This window comes from Xanthomonas arboricola, from assembly GCF_002940665.1.
Taxonomy (GTDB): Bacteria; Pseudomonadota; Gammaproteobacteria; order Xanthomonadales; family Xanthomonadaceae; genus Xanthomonas; species Xanthomonas arboricola_B.
Window position 1 is genome coordinate 92,435 of record NZ_MIGY01000001.1, and the last position, 15,294, is coordinate 107,728.

16 protein-coding genes are annotated in these 15,294 nt (G+C 67.9%); 6 read left to right on the forward strand and 10 right to left on the reverse strand.

The window, feature by feature from the left end; all coding sequences use genetic code 11:
* Nucleotides 1–58: 58 nt before the first annotated feature.
* The 7 genes from XarjCFBP7645_RS00465 to XarjCFBP7645_RS00500 all read right to left on the reverse strand — a co-directional run bounded on the left by XarjCFBP7645_RS00465 (nt 59) and on the right by XarjCFBP7645_RS00500 (nt 7,932).
* Nucleotides 59–1,174, reverse strand: a complete 1,116-nt coding sequence (locus XarjCFBP7645_RS00465) for a J domain-containing protein (RefSeq protein ID WP_016903758.1) — start codon at nt 1,172–1,174, stop codon at nt 59–61.
* A gap of 11 nt (nt 1,175–1,185) precedes the next feature.
* Entirely contained in the window at nt 1,186–1,596 is a 411-nt protein-coding gene (rsfS, locus tag XarjCFBP7645_RS00470; RefSeq protein ID WP_016903759.1) for a ribosome silencing factor, read from the reverse strand.
* A 57-nt stretch (nt 1,597–1,653) separates the two neighbouring features.
* Nucleotides 1,654–2,484 carry a nicotinate-nucleotide adenylyltransferase gene (nadD, locus tag XarjCFBP7645_RS00475; protein WP_016903760.1) on the reverse strand — a complete coding sequence of 277 codons (831 nt, stop codon included), beginning with the start codon at nt 2,482–2,484 and terminating at the stop codon, nt 1,654–1,656.
* Complete coding sequence (gene holA, locus XarjCFBP7645_RS00480) at nt 2,481–3,509, reverse strand: DNA polymerase III subunit delta (protein ID WP_016903761.1); 1,029 nt, start codon at nt 3,507–3,509, stop codon at nt 2,481–2,483. The genes nadD and holA overlap by 4 nt, the downstream gene beginning before the upstream one ends.
* A gap of 22 nt (nt 3,510–3,531) precedes the next feature.
* A complete protein-coding gene (lptE, locus tag XarjCFBP7645_RS00485; protein WP_104535832.1) occupies nt 3,532–4,194 on the reverse strand; it encodes an LPS assembly lipoprotein LptE in 663 nt (220 codons plus the stop codon).
* A gap of 411 nt (nt 4,195–4,605) precedes the next feature.
* Nucleotides 4,606–7,248, reverse strand: coding sequence for a leucine--tRNA ligase (leuS, locus tag XarjCFBP7645_RS00495; RefSeq protein ID WP_104535833.1), 2,643 nt, complete (start codon nt 7,246–7,248; stop codon nt 4,606–4,608).
* Nucleotides 7,249–7,320: 72 nt separating this feature from the next.
* Nucleotides 7,321–7,932 (reverse strand): DUF998 domain-containing protein, encoded by a 612-nt coding sequence (locus tag XarjCFBP7645_RS00500; RefSeq protein ID WP_104535834.1) that lies wholly within the window; start codon nt 7,930–7,932, stop codon nt 7,321–7,323.
* A 189-nt stretch (nt 7,933–8,121) separates the two neighbouring features.
* On the opposite strand from XarjCFBP7645_RS00500, the gene trxA reads away from it, so the two are divergent.
* From trxA to XarjCFBP7645_RS00520, 4 genes are all read left to right on the forward strand, one after another.
* Nucleotides 8,122–8,979: a thioredoxin gene (trxA, locus tag XarjCFBP7645_RS00505; protein ID WP_104535835.1), complete on the forward strand. Its 858-nt coding sequence runs from the start codon at nt 8,122–8,124 to the stop codon at nt 8,977–8,979.
* Between the two features lie 119 nt (nt 8,980–9,098).
* Nucleotides 9,099–9,548, forward strand: a complete 450-nt coding sequence (locus tag XarjCFBP7645_RS00510) for a DUF4442 domain-containing protein (protein WP_104536688.1) — start codon at nt 9,099–9,101, stop codon at nt 9,546–9,548.
* A gap of 171 nt (nt 9,549–9,719) precedes the next feature.
* Nucleotides 9,720–9,962, forward strand: a complete 243-nt coding sequence (locus XarjCFBP7645_RS00515) for a DUF378 domain-containing protein (RefSeq protein WP_104535836.1) — start codon at nt 9,720–9,722, stop codon at nt 9,960–9,962.
* Nucleotides 9,963–10,097: 135 nt separating this feature from the next.
* Nucleotides 10,098–11,003 carry a peptidylprolyl isomerase gene (locus tag XarjCFBP7645_RS00520; RefSeq protein WP_104536689.1) on the forward strand — a complete coding sequence of 302 codons (906 nt, stop codon included), beginning with the start codon at nt 10,098–10,100 and terminating at the stop codon, nt 11,001–11,003.
* Nucleotides 11,004–11,041: 38 nt separating this feature from the next.
* On the opposite strand, the gene XarjCFBP7645_RS00525 is transcribed toward XarjCFBP7645_RS00520, so the two are convergent.
* On the reverse strand, nt 11,042–11,929 hold the full coding sequence (locus XarjCFBP7645_RS00525) for a DMT family transporter (protein ID WP_104535837.1): 888 nt from the start codon (nt 11,927–11,929) through the stop codon (nt 11,042–11,044).
* Nucleotides 11,930–12,099: 170 nt separating this feature from the next.
* Here XarjCFBP7645_RS00525 and XarjCFBP7645_RS00530 point away from each other — a divergent pair, with 170 nt between their 5' ends.
* Entirely contained in the window at nt 12,100–13,092 is a 993-nt protein-coding gene (locus tag XarjCFBP7645_RS00530; protein ID WP_104535838.1) for a LysR substrate-binding domain-containing protein, read from the forward strand.
* Between the two features lie 465 nt (nt 13,093–13,557).
* Nucleotides 13,558–13,851, forward strand: a complete 294-nt coding sequence (locus XarjCFBP7645_RS00535; protein ID WP_104534137.1) for a hypothetical protein — start codon at nt 13,558–13,560, stop codon at nt 13,849–13,851.
* Nucleotides 13,852–14,055: 204 nt separating this feature from the next.
* Here the strand turns inward: XarjCFBP7645_RS00535 and XarjCFBP7645_RS00540 are convergent, their stop codons facing one another.
* Both XarjCFBP7645_RS00540 and XarjCFBP7645_RS00545 read right to left on the reverse strand, forming a co-directional pair.
* Nucleotides 14,056–14,859 (reverse strand): DUF4349 domain-containing protein, encoded by an 804-nt coding sequence (locus XarjCFBP7645_RS00540; RefSeq protein ID WP_104535839.1) that lies wholly within the window; start codon nt 14,857–14,859, stop codon nt 14,056–14,058.
* Nucleotides 14,856–15,212, reverse strand: coding sequence for a GFA family protein (locus XarjCFBP7645_RS00545; RefSeq protein ID WP_104535840.1), 357 nt, complete (start codon nt 15,210–15,212; stop codon nt 14,856–14,858). Before XarjCFBP7645_RS00545 ends, XarjCFBP7645_RS00540 begins: the two co-directional genes overlap by 4 nt.
* Nucleotides 15,213–15,294 lie beyond the last annotated feature (82 nt).

Here is a 15,294-nt window from a genome sequence, read left to right on the forward strand (position 1 = left end):
CGCGCCGCGCGCGCGCGATGGCGGGTGTGCAAGCCGACAACCACCATAAAGACCGGGATCAGAACCAGGGCGCGTCGGGCGCGCCCGCCATGGCGCGCTGCCGCTTCAACCAGCGCTTGAACGATTGCGGGTCTTCCAGCTCGCGCAGGCCACGGCGCGCGTCCAGCAGGTCGTCTTCGACTTCGCGCTTGAGTTGGGCCATCAAACGGCCCAGTCGCTCCGGCTTGGGGCGCGACGGCAGCTCCAGCCCGTATTCGGCGCAAAAGTCGTCCGACTGCTGCTGCACCTGCTGCTGCAGCTGCCTGCACTGCCGATCCAGCTCGCGGTTGTAGTCCTGCAAGCGCGCGGCGCTCATCGCATCCACGCCTTGCGCGTCCATCAGCCCGATCTCGGCCTGTAGTTCGAGCAGACCCAGCAGATCACCGGCCTTGTAGGCCGCGTTGAGCCGCTGCATCAGGATGGTGCGCGCGGCGTGGTCGTCGGCGCCCTTGGCGCGGTCCGGATGCAGATTGCCGGCCAGCTTGCGATAGAGCTCGCGCAACGGAGGCGGCTCGGCATTCTCCACCACTGCCTTGTGCTCGGCACGCTTGCGCCGTTGTGTGTGGCGTTGCTGTTGCTGCGCACGCTCCTGCTGCAGGCGCTCGCTGACGCGCTCGTAGAGCTGCTCGGGCGAATCGATGCCATCAAGCTCGTCGGCATCCAGCCCGTAGGCCTGGCCGAGGATCTGCTTCATCAGCGCATCGGATTCGGCGACTTCCTGATCGTAACCGGCTGCGCTGTGGCGGTCGTAGATTGGGCGCAGTGACTCATGGCCGGCCTCGATCAGCGGGGCGGCGATATCGCACAGCAATTCGGACAGGAAGGCGCGGTCGGCCTTACCCAGCTTGACCGTGGCATACGCATGGTCGAGCTCTTCGACCAGGGCGATGTCGGCCGCGCGGCGGTGGTCGAGCAAGGGCTGCAATTCGGCGTGGTAACGCTCGCGCCACTGCGACAGTGCAAGCTGCCAGGCCTGCAGGTCGGCACGATGCCGTTCCAGGTCGCGCAGCAATCGGTCGAAGCGCTTGCGTGCCGGCGACAGCGGCGCGCCGGAGGCGTGCGCGCCCTGGCTGCGCAGCTGTTGCAGCGCCTGCGAGGCAGGCGCGTCGGTCGGGGGTCGGGCATTGCGTGGCATGCCCGGCTCACTCACTCTTCGGGATCGGCTTCCGCGTCGTCCGGACGCTGGTCGCCCACCGTCCACAGACGCTCCAGAGCGTAGAACTCGCGCACGCGCGGCAGCATCACATGCACCACCACGTCGCCCAGGTCCACCAGCACCCACTCGGCCTCGCGCTCGCCTTCCACGCCCAGCGGCATCACGTCCAGCCGCTTGGCGAACTTGACCACTTCTTCGGCGATCGACTTCACATGGCGGGTCGAGGTACCCGAAGCGACCACCATGTAATCGCAGACGCTGGACTTGCCGCGCACATCGATCTCGACCACGTCCTTGGCTTTCAGCTCCTCCACGGCCTCGCGCACGGTGGCCAGCAGGGCCGGCACGGACGGCGGCGGATTCGGGATGGAGGTCTTGATGACTTGGGCTTGGGTGGTCAAAGCGGGCAACTCGATGGAATTGGCGTGAATTATAGGCCGGTCCGGCCGGCTGCGTGTTCAGCTAGTCGGCGGGGCGCAGCCATAGAGGCCTTCGTGCGCGATAAATGCCGCCACCGACGCCGGCACCAGCGCCTGCCAGTCACCGCCGCCGGCGATGCCCGAGCGCACCGCGCTGGCCGATTCGCCGCGCAACGGCTGCTGCAGCGACCACAGGCGGCCGGCCGGCGAGATGCCCAGCTCGCCCGCCCTGGCCGCCCAGCGGCCCTGCACTGCCGCGGCGAGCTGCGGCGCATCGGCAAGGTCCAGCGGCGTGCCCGGACGCGCGGCAATGACGAAATGCGCCAGTTCGAACAAGTCTTCCCACTGATGCCAGCTGCTCAGCCCCATGAAGGCATCGGCACCGAGCAGCCAGGCGATCGGTGTCGTGGGGCCGAGTTCGGCGCGCAGCGCGCGCAAGGTGTCGACGGTGTAGGACGGCGCACGGTCGCGGCTGGCGCGCTGCAGCTCGCGGGTGTCCAGCGCCAGCCCGGCGGTGTCGGCCAGCGCCAGCTCCAGCATGCGGGCGCGCTGCGCTGCGGTGGCGCCGGGTGCGGGACGGTGCGGCGGATCGGCGGCCGGTACCAGGTGCACCAGCGCGCCCAGTTCGTCGCGCGCGGCGCAGGCGATGGCGAGGTGGCCCAGGTGGACCGGATCGAAGGTGCCGCCGTAGTACAGGTGGAGCGGGGATTCGGGAATCGGGATTGGGGAATCGGAAGAGCGCGGAGCCGGTGCTGCCGGGCGGGAGTCGGTGGGCAGAGAGGTGGGGGCCGCAGCTGCGGCCTGGTCGGGGGTTGCGCTGCTTGGGGAGGCGGGTCGCGCGTCGCCGTTGGCGGCATCGCCGGCTTTCACGCCAGCAATCTCACCGCGCGGGATTCGGCCATGGCCACCAGCAGGCGTTCCAGGCCGACCCAGGGGTCGCCATCGGCGCGGCCCTTGGCCATGCGATCAACCCGCGAGGCTTCGGCGACGAAGCGCTCCCAGCGGCGTGGTTCGGGGTGCCGTTGCAGCGCGCGCTTGAACGGCGCCTGGCGTGATTCCCACAGGCCCTGCGCCTTCATTTCGGCAGCGAGGTTGCCGCCATTGGCCTGCACCTTGGCCAAGGACGCGGTGCGCAGCAGTTCCTTGATCAGGATCGGCATCAGCGCGGCCACCGCTTCGCCTTCGGCGCGCAAGCCGGCAAGCATGCGAATCGCTGCGGCCGGCTGCCCGGAGAACGTGGTTTCGGCCAGGCGGAACACGTCGTAGCGCGCAGCATCGGCGACCAGCGACTCCATCGCCTCCAGGTCCAGCACCTTGCCATCGGCCAGCAGCACCAGCTTGTCGATTTCCTGCGCGGCGGCCAGCAGGTTGCCTTCCACCCGCTCGCTCAGGCGCTGCACCGCCGCGGCGTCGGCACGCAGGCCGTGGCTGCGCAGGCGGCGCTCGATCCAGTCCGACAGCTCGTGCGGCTTGATCGCCCAGGCCACCGAAATGGTGCCGATGCGGCCGACCGCATCGGCCCATTTGCCCTGGTGCGCCTTGCTCCAGTCGTTGGCGGTGATCAACAGCACCACGTCCGGCGGCGGGTTGGCGCAAAAGCGGGTGATGACCTCGGCGCCGTCCTTGCCCGGCTTGCCGCTGGGCAGGCGCACTTCCACCAGCCGGCGCGGACTGAACAGGCTGGGCGCGTTGAAGGTCGCATCCAGCTGGTTCCAGTCGAACTCCCGGCCATCGGCGTCAAAGACCTCGCGCTCGCTGATGCCTTCGGCGCGCGCGCGTGCGCGTACCGCATCGGCCGCCTCCAGCACGCGCAAGGTCTCCGGACCGGCGATCAGGTAGACCGGCTGCAGCGGCTGATTGGACTGACCGGCGAGCTGCTCGGGACGAAGTTCCATGGGGCGAGAAGCGCGCGCTGGCTCAGCGGTTGTTCGATGACGGTTGTGGCGTCGTCGACGGTTGCGTCGAACCAGGTGTCGTCGATGAGGGCGTTGTCGATGGCTGTTGCACCGGCGGTGTGGTGGCCGGCTGCAGCGGTGCGCTGGGCGTGCTTTCCAGCGTCTCGCCCCGCTCCACGCGCGCGCGCACAACGCTGTCGATGCGCCGCAGGATCGAGGCCGACATGTCCTTGCGCAATTCGTTGGCCAGGATCTCGCGCTCGGTGGCGGTACCGGTGGCGTCCACCGGTGGCGACACGTAGTCGCGCGACAGCTCGATCACCTGCTGCGGCACCAGCACCGAACCGCTGGCAGTGGTGACGGTGAAGATGGCCGCATAGCGCAGGCTGTACTCCTGCGCGCGGCCCTGGCTGTCGATGGCGATCGGCAGATCGCCCCAACGTTCGGACAACACCTGCACCTGAGCAAAGCCGGTCTTGGCATCTTCGTCGGCCAGCGTGGCGCCGGCGGCCTTGAGGCCACGCCGCAGCAACTTGGCCAATTCGCTGTACTGCACCGCGGACTGCACCTTCACCGCAGGCGTATCCGGCGGCAGCGCCAGCGAGTTGCGCAGATGGAAGCCGCAGGCGGTGAGGCTCGAGACAAGCACGAGGGACGCAGCGAAGGCAGTAGGAAATCGAATCATGGGCACAGTCTGGATGAGCGCCCCGGCGGCGGCAACAGGCGGCTAGCCTGCCCGACGCTGCGTGAACGGGGCTTGAGAGGGCGCCGCGAAAAAAGCGGCGCCCAGGTGATGACAAACGCGTCGCCACGCGCCAGTGAAGTGAATGACCAAAAGCCACCCCGGCAATCTCACCTGCGCATCGCCATGCGCCATTGCAATGAACTGCCAGGAACCATCGCGGAAACCTCACCCGCGCGTCGCGCTGCGCCGATGTGGTGATTTGCCAAACACCACTGCGGCAACCCTACCCGCAGCGCCACGCGCCAATGCAACACATTGCCAAAATCGCCGCAGCAGCCTTGCAACCGCGTCGCCAAGACGACCCGGCGAACGACCCGGTTCGGCAATGGCAACCCGACCACTCGGCAACGATCAGCCCGCCACGATATTCACGATCTTGCCGGGCACGATGATGATCTTGCGCACGCTCAGCCCGTCCAGGAACTTGGCCGCGTTCGGCTCGGCCTGGGCCAGCGCTTCGATCTGCTCGCGCCCGACATCGGCAGCGACCTCGATGGTGCCACGCAACTTGCCGTTGATCTGGACTGCCAGGGTCAGCGCGTCGCGCACCAGCGCGGCGGCATCGACCTGCGGAAACGCGACATCTTCCAGCAGCGTCTCGCCGCGGCCCAGCACCTGCCACAGGGCGTGGCTGGCGTGCGGGGTGATCGGGTTGAGCAGCAGCACCATCGCTTCCAGGGCTTCCTGGCGCACCGCACGGCCCTGCGCGCCGGCATCGTCGAACTTGGCCAGCGCGTTGGACAGCTCCATCACTGCGGCGATCGCGGTATTGAAGCTGTGGCGGCGGCCGTAGTCGTCGCTGACCTTGCCGATGGTCTCGTGGGTCTTGCGGCGGATCGCCTTGTGCTCGGCGCTCAGCGCGGCGGCATCCAGTGCGGCGGCAGCGCCCTCGCCCACGTGCTTGTGCACCTGCACCCACAACCGGCGCATGAAGCGCGCCATGCCATCGACACCGGCCTCGTTCCACTCCAGCGACTGCTCCGGCGGGGCGGCGAACATCGAGAACAGCCGCACCGTGTCGGCGCCGTACTTGGCCACCATCGACTGCGGGTCCACGCCGTTGTTCTTGGACTTGGACATCTTCTCGGTGCCGCCGATGTGCACCGGCTGGCCGTCGGCGATCAGCACCGCGCCGGTGACGCGGCCGCGCTCGTCGCGCTGGATCTCCACGTCGGCCGGATTGATCCAGTCCTTGCCGCCGTTGTCGGCATCGCGATAGAAGGTGTCGGCGATGACCATGCCCTGGGTGAGCAGGTTGGTCACCGGCTCGTCGCTGTCCACCAGCCGCGCGTCGCGCATGAGCTTGTGGTAGAAGCGGAAGTACATCAGGTGCAGGATCGCGTGCTCGATGCCGCCCACGTACAGGTCGGCCGGCATCCAGTAGTTGGCGCGGCGGTCGACCATGTCGCGCGCGTTGGGGCTGGTGTAGCGCGCCACGTACCAGCTCGACTCCATGAAGGTATCGAAGGTGTCGGTCTCGCGCTCGGCCGGGCCGCCGCAGTCCGGGCAGGTGGTCTGCCGCCAGGTCGGGTCGGTCTTGATCGGCGAACCGGTACCGGCAAATTCCACGTTCTCGGGCAGCACCACCGGCAACTGGTCTTCCGGCACCGGCACCGCGCCGCACTTGGCGCAATAAATCACCGGGATCGGGCAGCCCCAATAGCGCTGGCGGCTCACGCCCCAGTCGCGCAGGCGGTAATTGACCCGGCGCTGGCCCTGGCCCTTGCGCTCGAAGCGCTCGGCCAACGCCTCGAAGGCGCCGCCGAAATCCAGGCCATCGAACTCGGCCGAATTGATCAACTCCAGCGGGCGGCTCTTGTCGGTGTACCAGTCGCGCCACTGGGTGGCGTCCCAGCTTTGCTCCTCGTCGTTGCGCGGCTCGCGCAGCTTGACCACCTGCACGATCGGCAGCTCGTACTTGTTGGCGAACTCGAAATCGCGCTGGTCGTGGCCGGGCACCGCCATCACCGCGCCGGTGCCGTAGCCCATCAGCACGAAGTTGGCCACCCACACCGGCACCTGCTCGCCGCTGATCGGATGCACCGCGGTCAGGCCGGTGGCCATGCCGCGTTTTTCCTGGGTTTCCAGCTCGGCTTCGGAGACGCCGCCGTGCTTGAGCGTTTCCAGCAGCGCGGCCAGCTCCGGGTTGGATCTGGCCGCATGCAACGCCAGCGGATGCTCGGCGGCGATCGACACGAAGGTCACGCCCATCAGCGTATCCGGGCGGGTGGTGAACACCCGCAGCGGGTCCAGTGCAGCGCCGTCGGTGTCGCGCACGTCGAACTGGATCTCCAGCCCTTCCGAGCGGCCGATCCAGTTGCGCTGCATGGTCTTGACCGAGTCCGGCCAGCCGTCCAGCTGGTCCAGGCCGTCGAGCAGTTCCTGCGCGTAGTCGGTGATGCGCAGGAACCACTGCGGGATCTCGCGTTTTTCCACCAGCGCGCCGGAGCGCCAGCCACGGCCGTCGATGACCTGCTCGTTGGCCAGCACGGTCTGATCGATCGGGTCCCAGTTCACCACTGCGTTGCGGCGATAGGCCAGGCCCTTGCGCATCAGCCGGGTGAACATGCGCTGCTCGTGCACGTAGTACTCGGGCGTGCAGGTGGCGAACTCGCGCGACCAGTCGATCGCATAGCCCAGCGATTTGAGCTGGCCGCGCATGTGCTCGATGTTGGCGTAGGTCCACTTGGCCGGCGCGGTCTTGTTCTTGATCGCCGCGTTTTCCGCCGGCAATCCGAACGCGTCCCAGCCCATCGGCTGCATCACGTTGTGGCCGGTCATGCGCTTGTAGCGGCTGACCACATCGGAGATGGTGTAGTTGCGCACATGGCCCATGTGCAGCGCACCGGACGGGTACGGCAGCATCGACAGGCAATAGAACTTCGGCTTGTCCGAAGTTTCGTCGACCTGGAAGGCGCGGGTGGCATCCCAGAACTGCTGGGCGGAGGTTTCGACCTGCTGCGGGTCGTAGGCGTTCGGTTCGACGGTGGACATTGGGAGCGGATGCTCGGGCGGTGCAAAGCGGCACAGGGTACCGCAGTGCAGCAGGTGCTCCAAACGCTCGCCTCAGGTGGCGGGTCTGGCCGGCCAGCGCCAGGCCGCCACGGCGAGCCAGCCGACCCAGGCCAAGAACGCCAGGCGCTGGGCGATCGCCTGCCGCAGCAGGCCCGGCGGGCCGAACGCCAACACCGCCACCAGCAGCCCCGCTGCCAGGCTCAGCCACGCCAGTGCGCGGGTGCCGGGCCGGTTGATCAGCGCGGCGGCCAGCAACACCATGCCCGGCACGAAGGCCACCGCCCACAACAGCCAGGCGGTGGCATGGGCCTGGCTGGCGCGCCCGTCCAGATCGGTGGGATCCAGGGGCAAGGCGCCCATGCCGAGAAAGGCCAACCCCGCCAGCACGACCAGCTGCCCGCCCACGCGCAGGCTCCAGCTGGACCTGGCCGGCATGCGTGCCAGCAGGCTGACCCCGGTGGCCATGCCGAGCGCACCGACCAGTACGAACGCCAGCAGGTTGAAGCCCAGCGCATGCGGCACCCCGTCGGCACCGAGCAATGCCACCGGATGGCTGGCCTGCAGGTAGCCGGGCAGTGCCACGCCGAAACCGGCCACCGCCAGCACGAACACGGTTGCGGCGACCAGACCCAGGTAGCGCTGGGTGCCATCGATGCTTGTCATTGCCTTGCTCCAACGCCGGGCGCAGGCTGCGCCACCAGGACGCGGCATTGTCGTGCCGGGCGCGCGTGGCGTGAACCCCTGCCGGCGTGACGGCCGGCCGCGCGCCATGCGCCCGGGCCGGCCAGCCTTGTGTCGGCCCGGTTTGCCACCATTACCTCCCACTGTTGCCGCAATCACTCCTGGAAGCCCATGTCCGACAAGCCGCACGTATTCGATGCCACCACCGACACCTTCGAGACCGAGGTCCTGCAGAAATCGTTGACGACGCCGGTACTGGTGGACTTCTGGGCCACCTGGTGCGGCCCCTGCAAGTCGCTGACGCCGATCCTGGAAAAGCTCGCCGCCGACTACAACGGCGCCTTCGAGCTGGCCAAGGTCGATGTGGATAAGGAGCAGCAGATCGCCGCCGCGTTCCAGATCCGCTCGGTGCCGACGGTGTTCCTGGTCAAGGGCGGCGAACTGGTCGACGGTTTCCCGGGTGCGATGCCGGAAGGCCAGGTGCGCGAATTCCTGACCCAGCACGGCGTGCTGCCGGCCGAGCCGCAGGTTGCCGAAGAACTGCCGCCGGCCCCGCTCGAGCCGCAGGACCAGGTGGCCGCGCTGCGCGAGGCGATCGCCGCCGAGCCGGACAAGGACGAGCTCAAGCTGGACCTGGCGCTGGCGCTGCTCAAGACCGGCGACACCGCCGAGGCCGAGCAATTGATCGACGCCCTGCCCGCCAACCTGGCCACCGACGACCGCGCGGTGCGCGCCAAGGCGCGGCTGAGCTTTGCCAATGTGCTCAAGGACGCGCCGGATGCCGACGCCCTGCAGGCCGCCGTTGCGGCCAACGGCACCGACCTGCGTGCGCGCCATCTGCTCGGCGTGCGCCACCTGCTTGACGGCCACGACGAAGCCGCGCTGCAGCAGTTCCTGGAAATGCTGCGGCAGGACCGCGCCTTCGACGACAACCTGCCGCGGCGTAGCCTGATCGATGCGTTCCGGGTGATCGAAGACGAAGACCTGGTCGGCCGCTACCGCCGCAAGATGTCGTCGCTGGTGTTCTAAGCGCAACCGGCACATTGGCGCCCGGTGCAGGCCGGCCGGGCGTTGCCGTCACCGCCACAACTTCCATACGCATGCGAATGGTATGCTGCGGGCCCGCCCCCGCCATGGACCCTGGCCGCATGCGTGCTTCACTGTTCAAGCTCGGTATCAACCTGTGGCCGCCGTACCTGTTCGCCGGGATCCACGTCACCGCGTTGTCGCCCGACTACCGCCACGCACGCGTGGAACTGCGCCAGCGGCCGTGGAATCGCAATTACGTCGGCACCCACTTTGGCGGCAGCCTGTTCGCGATGACCGACCCGTTCTGGATGCTGCTGACCATGCAGAACCTGGGGCGCGACTACTACGTGTGGGACAAGGCCGGCAGCATCGAGTTCGTCAAACCCGGGCGCGGCACGGTGAGTGCGGAGTTCGTCATCGACGACAGCGTGCTGGCCGAGTTGCGCGCGGCCACCGCCAGTGGCGAAAAACACCTGCGCTGGTTCGAAAACGTGGTGCACAACCGCCAGGGCGAGGTGGTGGCGCGGGTGCGCAAGCAGTTGTACGTCAAGCGCAAACCGGCACGCTGACATTGCGCCGCCGGTGCATTGCCGGATGGCCAACACATTGCATCGGTTCCACGCGCGTCGTCCGGAGGTGATCGTGGCGTGCGCAAGCCCGTCATGCCCTCGCGCACGCTCACGAGGTGTTGCGCGCGGCATGCGGACTCTGGGGTCTCCCAACCCACACGGACTGTCTTCATGAAAACGCTCGACGTCATCACCCTGGTGCTTCTTATCGTCGGCGGCTTGAACTGGGGCCTGGTTGGCCTGTTCAAGTTCGATCTGGTCGCCACGCTGTTCGGCGGCCAGGATGCCCTGCTGTCGCGTGTGGTCTACACGCTGGTCGGCCTTTGCGCGTTGTGGCAGCTGGTCCCGCTGTTCGGCAACGACCATGGCGCCAACGTTCACCACACCAGCCCGCACGTGCGCAACAACCCGTAAGCGCACAGCTGCGGCAGGCATGCACGCACAGCACGACGCCGGCGCATTCCGCCGGCGTCGTGCTGTGCGTGCATGCGCTTTGCGTCCGGGCGCGTGGTCGGCAAGAATCGGGCATCCCTCCCGCTGGCTGCCTTCATGCTTCTGCGCACTGCTGCTTCCGCCTGCCTGCTTGCCCTGGTGTTACCGACTGCCGCCAACGCCGCCTATCGCAGCCCGCAACAGATCCTGGATGCCTCGCCGGCCAGCGCATGGCGCGTGCTCGACCCAGAGCGCACGCTGTACCTGGAACTGGATGGCGGACGGGTGATCATCGAGCTGGCGCCGCAGTTTGCGCCCGCGCACGTGGGCAACATCCGCACCCTGGCGCACGAACGCTTCTGGGACGGGCTCAGCATCTACCGGTCGCAGGACAACTTCGTGGTGCAGTTCGGCGACCCGGATGGCGAGACGCCGGCCAAGGCCAGGTCGCTGGGCTCGGCGAAGACGCACCTGCCGGCCGAATTCGAACGTCCATCGCAGGGTCTGGATTTCCAGCGCCTGCCCGACAGCGATGGCTGGGCAGCGCAGGTAGGCTTTGTCGACGGCTTCCCGGTCGGGCGCGACAGCGCCAGCGGCAAGACCTGGCTGGCACATTGCTACGGTGCCCTGGGCGCCGGCCGCAACAACGACGAAGACAGCAGCATCGGCGCCGAGCTGTATGTGGTCACCGGGCAATCGCCGCGCCAGCTGGACCGTAACATCACCGTGGTCGGTCGCGTGGTCAAGGGCATGGAGTTGCTCAGCGTGATCCCGCGCGGCCCGGACCCGATGGGGTTTTACGAAGACGCAACGCAGCGCTCGCCGATCCGCGCCATTCGCCTGGCCAGCGAGGTGCCCTTGCCCGAACGCACGCCACTGCAATTGCTGCGCACCGACAGCCAGACCTTCCGCGATGTGGCCGAAGCGCGCCGCAACCGCAAGGACGATTTCTACAAGCGCCCGGCCGGGCATATCGATCTGTGCAATGTGCCGTTGCCGGTGCGGACGCCGCCGGCTGGCTGAGTCGGGAATCGGGAATCGCAAAAGCGGGGCGCGCTTGCCTAGCGGGCGCGTTGGCTGAAGGCGACGCTGCCCAGGATCAGCACCGCGGCGACCAGCATGGTCCAGGTCAACGGCTCGCCCAGCAGCGACCATGCCAGCAGTGCGCCGAACACCGGCACCAGGTAGGTCACCGTGGAGGCGCGTGCCGGGCCGATGCGCTGGATCAGGCGGTAATACATCAGGAACGCCAGCCCGGTGCAGACCACGCCCAGCGCGGTGGCGCAGGCCCAGGCCACTGCCGGCACCGGCGTGGTCGGCCACTGCCACCAGGCCAGCGGTGCCAGCAGCAGCGCGCTGCAACCCAGCGTGGATGCCGCCGACGCGGCCGGTGGCAAATCGCCCATGTGGCGCTTCACCAGGTTGTAGCCGATGCCGTACAGCAGCGACGCGCTGGCGCCCGCCAGTGCCGCCGGCCCCACGCTCAATCCGGCCGACTTGCCGGTGGCCAGCACCAGCACACCGATGAAGCCGATCAGCAAGGCCAGCGCGCGACGCGTGCCGATCTTCTCGCCGAAGAACAGGAAGGCGATCAGTGCGGTAAACAACACCGTCATCGCATTGCAGATCGCACCGATCGCAGCCGGCGCGTGTTGCGCGCCCCAGGCGAACAGCAGGAACGGCAACGCGGAGTTGAGCACGCCGATCGCCGCCAGCATCGGCCAGCGATGCAGGGGGAACCGCTCGCGCGCCAGCCACAGGAACGGCAACAGCACCAACGCCCCGAGCGCCAGGCGGATTTCCACCAGCACCACGGTGCCGAACCTGGGTGCGGCCACGCGCATGAACAGGAACGAGCAGCCCCAGACGATGCCAAGAAACCCCAGCTCCAGCGGGGTGCGCCATTCGCGTGGCGCGGCCGCCGGCCGCGTTGCCGGTTGCGCGCTCATCGACCCGCCTGCGCAAGCTGCGGTGAAGTGCTGAAACCGCAAAGGACAACGTCAGGCAGGCAGATGGACATGGCACGATCATCGCGATGGGGTAATGCAGCATCGGCTGCCACCGAAGGCGCGACAAGCGCGTAGTATCGAGGCGAGCCACAAATCTCATTCATGCCTCGATGAACCTGCGCCCTACCCTGTTACCCGCGCTGGGCGTGTTCGCCGCCGCCGCGCGCCACCAGAACTTCGCGCATGCCGCCGAAGAACTGCATCTGACCGCCAGTGCGGTCAGCCACCACGTGCGCAAGCTCGAGGCGCTGCTGGGCGTGACCCTGTTCCAGCGCTTGCCGCGTGGGGTCAAACTCACCGCGGAAGGGCGCCAGCTGGCCGATGCCGCCACCGCAGCGTTGGCCGAGATCGCCTCCGTGGCCGGCAACCTGCATCCGCGCGAAGATGCCATCCCGCTGCGCGTGACCACCTTGCGCTCGCTGTCGTACTGCTGGCTGTTGCCGCGGCTGCCGCGCTTCTGTCGCGCGCATCCGCATATCCGCATGGATCTGCAATCGGACGCGGCGTTTTCGCGCTTCGAAGAAGGCGGCCCGGATCTCGGCATCCGCTATGGCCAGGGCGCCTGGCCCGGGTTGACCTCGCATCATCTGATGGACGACGAACTGTTTCCGGTGGCCTCGCCGTCACTGCCGGAGGTCGCTGCGCTACGCACGCCGGCGCAGATCGCGCAATTGCCGCTGCTGACCGACATGTCGCCGCAGGGCTGGCGCGACTGGTTCCGTGCCGCCCAGGTGCGCGGCACCACGCTGCCGCCGATGCACACCTTCAACGACAGTACCGACGCGATGCGCGCGGCAGTCTATGGCCTGGGCGCGGTCCTGGCGCGCAAGCACATCGCCCAACCGTATCTACAGCGTTACGAGCTGGTGCGCCTGCCCGGGCCCACCCTCAAGGCACGCTACGCCTACTACATCGTGCACCCCAGCCACCGTGTCCCCGGCCCTGCGGCAATGGCATTTATCGACTGGCTCAAGCGCGAGGCCCTGGACGAACGCACCCCGATGCCGGCACTGCCGGCAGAGCTGGTGGCGTTGCCGGCGAGCGAGGCGTCGGGTGCATCGCGCGCGCAGCGGCGATCGCGCAAAGCATCGGCTACGGAATGAGGTTGCGCAGGAATCTTCCCTTGCCCCCTCTGCGCGAGCGTTACCTCTGCGTTTCTGCCTCCGGGACATCGCCCCCTTCACGGAGAGAAGGTGTCCGAAGAGGTAGCAGCGAGGCCTTGAGCGGCTGTTGCTTCTTCCTCTGGGAGACGTGCCCCCGATGCCGCTGATGAGGGTACGAGCGAAACCGGGCAGAGTTTGAGTGCACGTGTGGCTTCGCCTCGTACCCTCACCCCACCCCCTCTCCCGCAGGAGAGAGGCTTTTTGTTGCGCCGGGGGGCTTTGAAGACGCGCGCGTCAGTGGCGCGCAAGCGTTGCCTTAAGTCACCCCGCAGGAAAGGGGCTTTATCGCGAGCGGCAAAAGCGCTCGATGGGTGACATGCTCGATGGAGCAGCCGACGCCCACCATCACCTCGTTTTGTCCTGCCGGTGCCTAGGCTTTGGCTCCCCAATCCCCAGGACACTCCCATGCCTACTCTTCGCATGCGTATCACCGGCACCGACGACGACGCGCGTGCCATCGCCAACCTGCTGCAGAGCATCGAAGGCATCGAGCATGTGGAAGAAGTCGACGATCTGATGCCGCACCTGGACGACGACGACTCCAGTTCGGCCGGCCTGTCCGACGACGAAGGTCCGGGCAGCCACGAGTTCGAGGTGGAAGCCGGCAACGACGCCACTGCGCAGAAGGTGCGCGACGCCGTGCAGGAACTGGCCCTGCAGCTGGACGTGTTTGTCGAGTACGAACTCGACGAAGGCTGAGCGGGCCAGAGACGACTGCGCTGCCCATGCAGGCGCAGTCGGTACCCGGAAGCTGGCGCACACGACGCGCTGCGCCGCTACCGCGTGCAGACAGCGCAATTGAGAGCACTGTGCAACCCTCAACGCTTCGAGTAACTCTCTGAAGTAAGCCCCCGTCAGGGACACGCGCAGCCGGCGCGGCATCGCCGGCCGGCTGCGTGGTGGTCAGGACATCCGGCGCCGCCGCGCACGCCAGCGCCATGCCTGCAGCAGCAGCCAGCCGGCAATCAGCCCTACCACCGCAACCGGCAGCAACGCCGCCACCGCGCGGATCACCCAGGCCACGCTGGACGCGAAGACCTGGCCGAACTCGGCTGCCGCCCCGGCAACTTCGCCCCTGCCCTGCTCGCCACCGGTCCCGCGAAAATTGAGCGTCAACAACTGCGTGCGTACGCGCCGTTGTTGCTGCGCAGCGTCCTGCTGGGCCTGTTGCGCTTCGGCCTCAATCTCGGCCAACCGCTTGGACAGCGCCAGCAGATCGGTCACGGCCAGATCGCGGCGTTGCTGCAGTTCGAGCAGGCGGGCATGTTCTTTCTGCAGGCGTGCCTGCGCCAGCCCGGTGTCGGCGATCTGCTGCGCCAGATCCTCGGCACGCGTGCTGCGCGCGGCGACATCGCCATGCTGGCCGGCCAGTTGCACCAGCGGCTCGATGGCGTCCGGCACCACCCGCACGCTGACGCCGCCGCTGGGGTCGCGCCCACCGGTTTGCTCCACCGCCAGCAGCGTGCAGTCGCCGAACTGCGCGGACTGGCAGGCGGTGCGTACCGCCGCGATGCGTTGGCCAATCTGATCGGCCGGCAGCTCGATCCGTACATCATGCTCATATGCCAGGGCGTTGCCTTGCGCGGTAGGCGGTGCCGGCGCCGGCGCGCCGCCGTCTGCCGCCATCTCCGCAGACTGCCTGGCACATCCGCTCAGCGCCCAGCCCAGCAGCAACCCGACCGCGTAACGCTGCACGCCGCGCCTCATCGGCTTGCTCCATCGACCGCGTGCACGCTCAGCGCGGCCAGATCCAGTTCCGGCAGGCAACGCAGGTTGACCGCCACACCGGCCTCGCCGGTTTTGGGATTCACGCCCTCGCTGAAGGGCGCGATGCCGCACTGCGGACAATGGTGGTGATCGATATGCTGCTGGTTGAAGCGATAGGTTCCCAGCGCCTCGGGCTCACCCTGCAGACGCAACTGCGCGCGCGTGCCGAACCACAACAGGCCGCCGCGGCGACGGCACAGCGAGCAGTTGCAGTCGTATGCCTCGGTGATCGGCGCATCGGTCTCCAGGTCGAACGCGATGCGTCCGCAATGACAGCTACCGGCGTAATGCATGGTGATCCTCCTTGGAAGGGGCCACTCTAAACCAATGGCGGATGCGGACAAGCGCGCACATGCCTATGCTGGCGGACTGTTT

What these genes read in the sequence shown, in the direction of transcription:
- XarjCFBP7645_RS00465 (WP_016903758.1), bottom strand. Translation starts at nt 1,174, where the DNA reads ATGCCACGCAATGCCCGACCCCCGACCGACGCGCCTGCCTCGCAGGCG.
- holA (WP_016903761.1), bottom strand. Translation starts at nt 3,509, where the DNA reads ATGGAACTTCGTCCCGAGCAGCTCGCCGGTCAGTCCAATCAGCCGCTG.
- lptE (WP_104535832.1), bottom strand. Translation starts at nt 4,194, where the DNA reads ATGATTCGATTTCCTACTGCCTTCGCTGCGTCCCTCGTGCTTGTCTCG.
- leuS (WP_104535833.1), bottom strand. Translation starts at nt 7,248, where the DNA reads ATGTCCACCGTCGAACCGAACGCCTACGACCCGCAGCAGGTCGAAACC.
- XarjCFBP7645_RS00500 (WP_104535834.1), bottom strand. Translation starts at nt 7,932, where the DNA reads ATGACAAGCATCGATGGCACCCAGCGCTACCTGGGTCTGGTCGCCGCA.
- trxA (WP_104535835.1), top strand. Translation starts at nt 8,122, where the DNA reads ATGTCCGACAAGCCGCACGTATTCGATGCCACCACCGACACCTTCGAG.
- XarjCFBP7645_RS00510 (WP_104536688.1), top strand. Translation starts at nt 9,099, where the DNA reads ATGCGTGCTTCACTGTTCAAGCTCGGTATCAACCTGTGGCCGCCGTAC.
- XarjCFBP7645_RS00515 (WP_104535836.1), top strand. Translation starts at nt 9,720, where the DNA reads ATGAAAACGCTCGACGTCATCACCCTGGTGCTTCTTATCGTCGGCGGC.
- XarjCFBP7645_RS00520 (WP_104536689.1), top strand. Translation starts at nt 10,098, where the DNA reads ATGCTTCTGCGCACTGCTGCTTCCGCCTGCCTGCTTGCCCTGGTGTTA.
- XarjCFBP7645_RS00525 (WP_104535837.1), bottom strand. Translation starts at nt 11,929, where the DNA reads ATGAGCGCGCAACCGGCAACGCGGCCGGCGGCCGCGCCACGCGAATGG.
- XarjCFBP7645_RS00530 (WP_104535838.1), top strand. Translation starts at nt 12,100, where the DNA reads ATGAACCTGCGCCCTACCCTGTTACCCGCGCTGGGCGTGTTCGCCGCC.
- XarjCFBP7645_RS00535 (WP_104534137.1), top strand. Translation starts at nt 13,558, where the DNA reads ATGCCTACTCTTCGCATGCGTATCACCGGCACCGACGACGACGCGCGT.
- XarjCFBP7645_RS00540 (WP_104535839.1), bottom strand. Translation starts at nt 14,859, where the DNA reads ATGAGGCGCGGCGTGCAGCGTTACGCGGTCGGGTTGCTGCTGGGCTGG.
- XarjCFBP7645_RS00545 (WP_104535840.1), bottom strand. Translation starts at nt 15,212, where the DNA reads ATGCATTACGCCGGTAGCTGTCATTGCGGACGCATCGCGTTCGACCTG.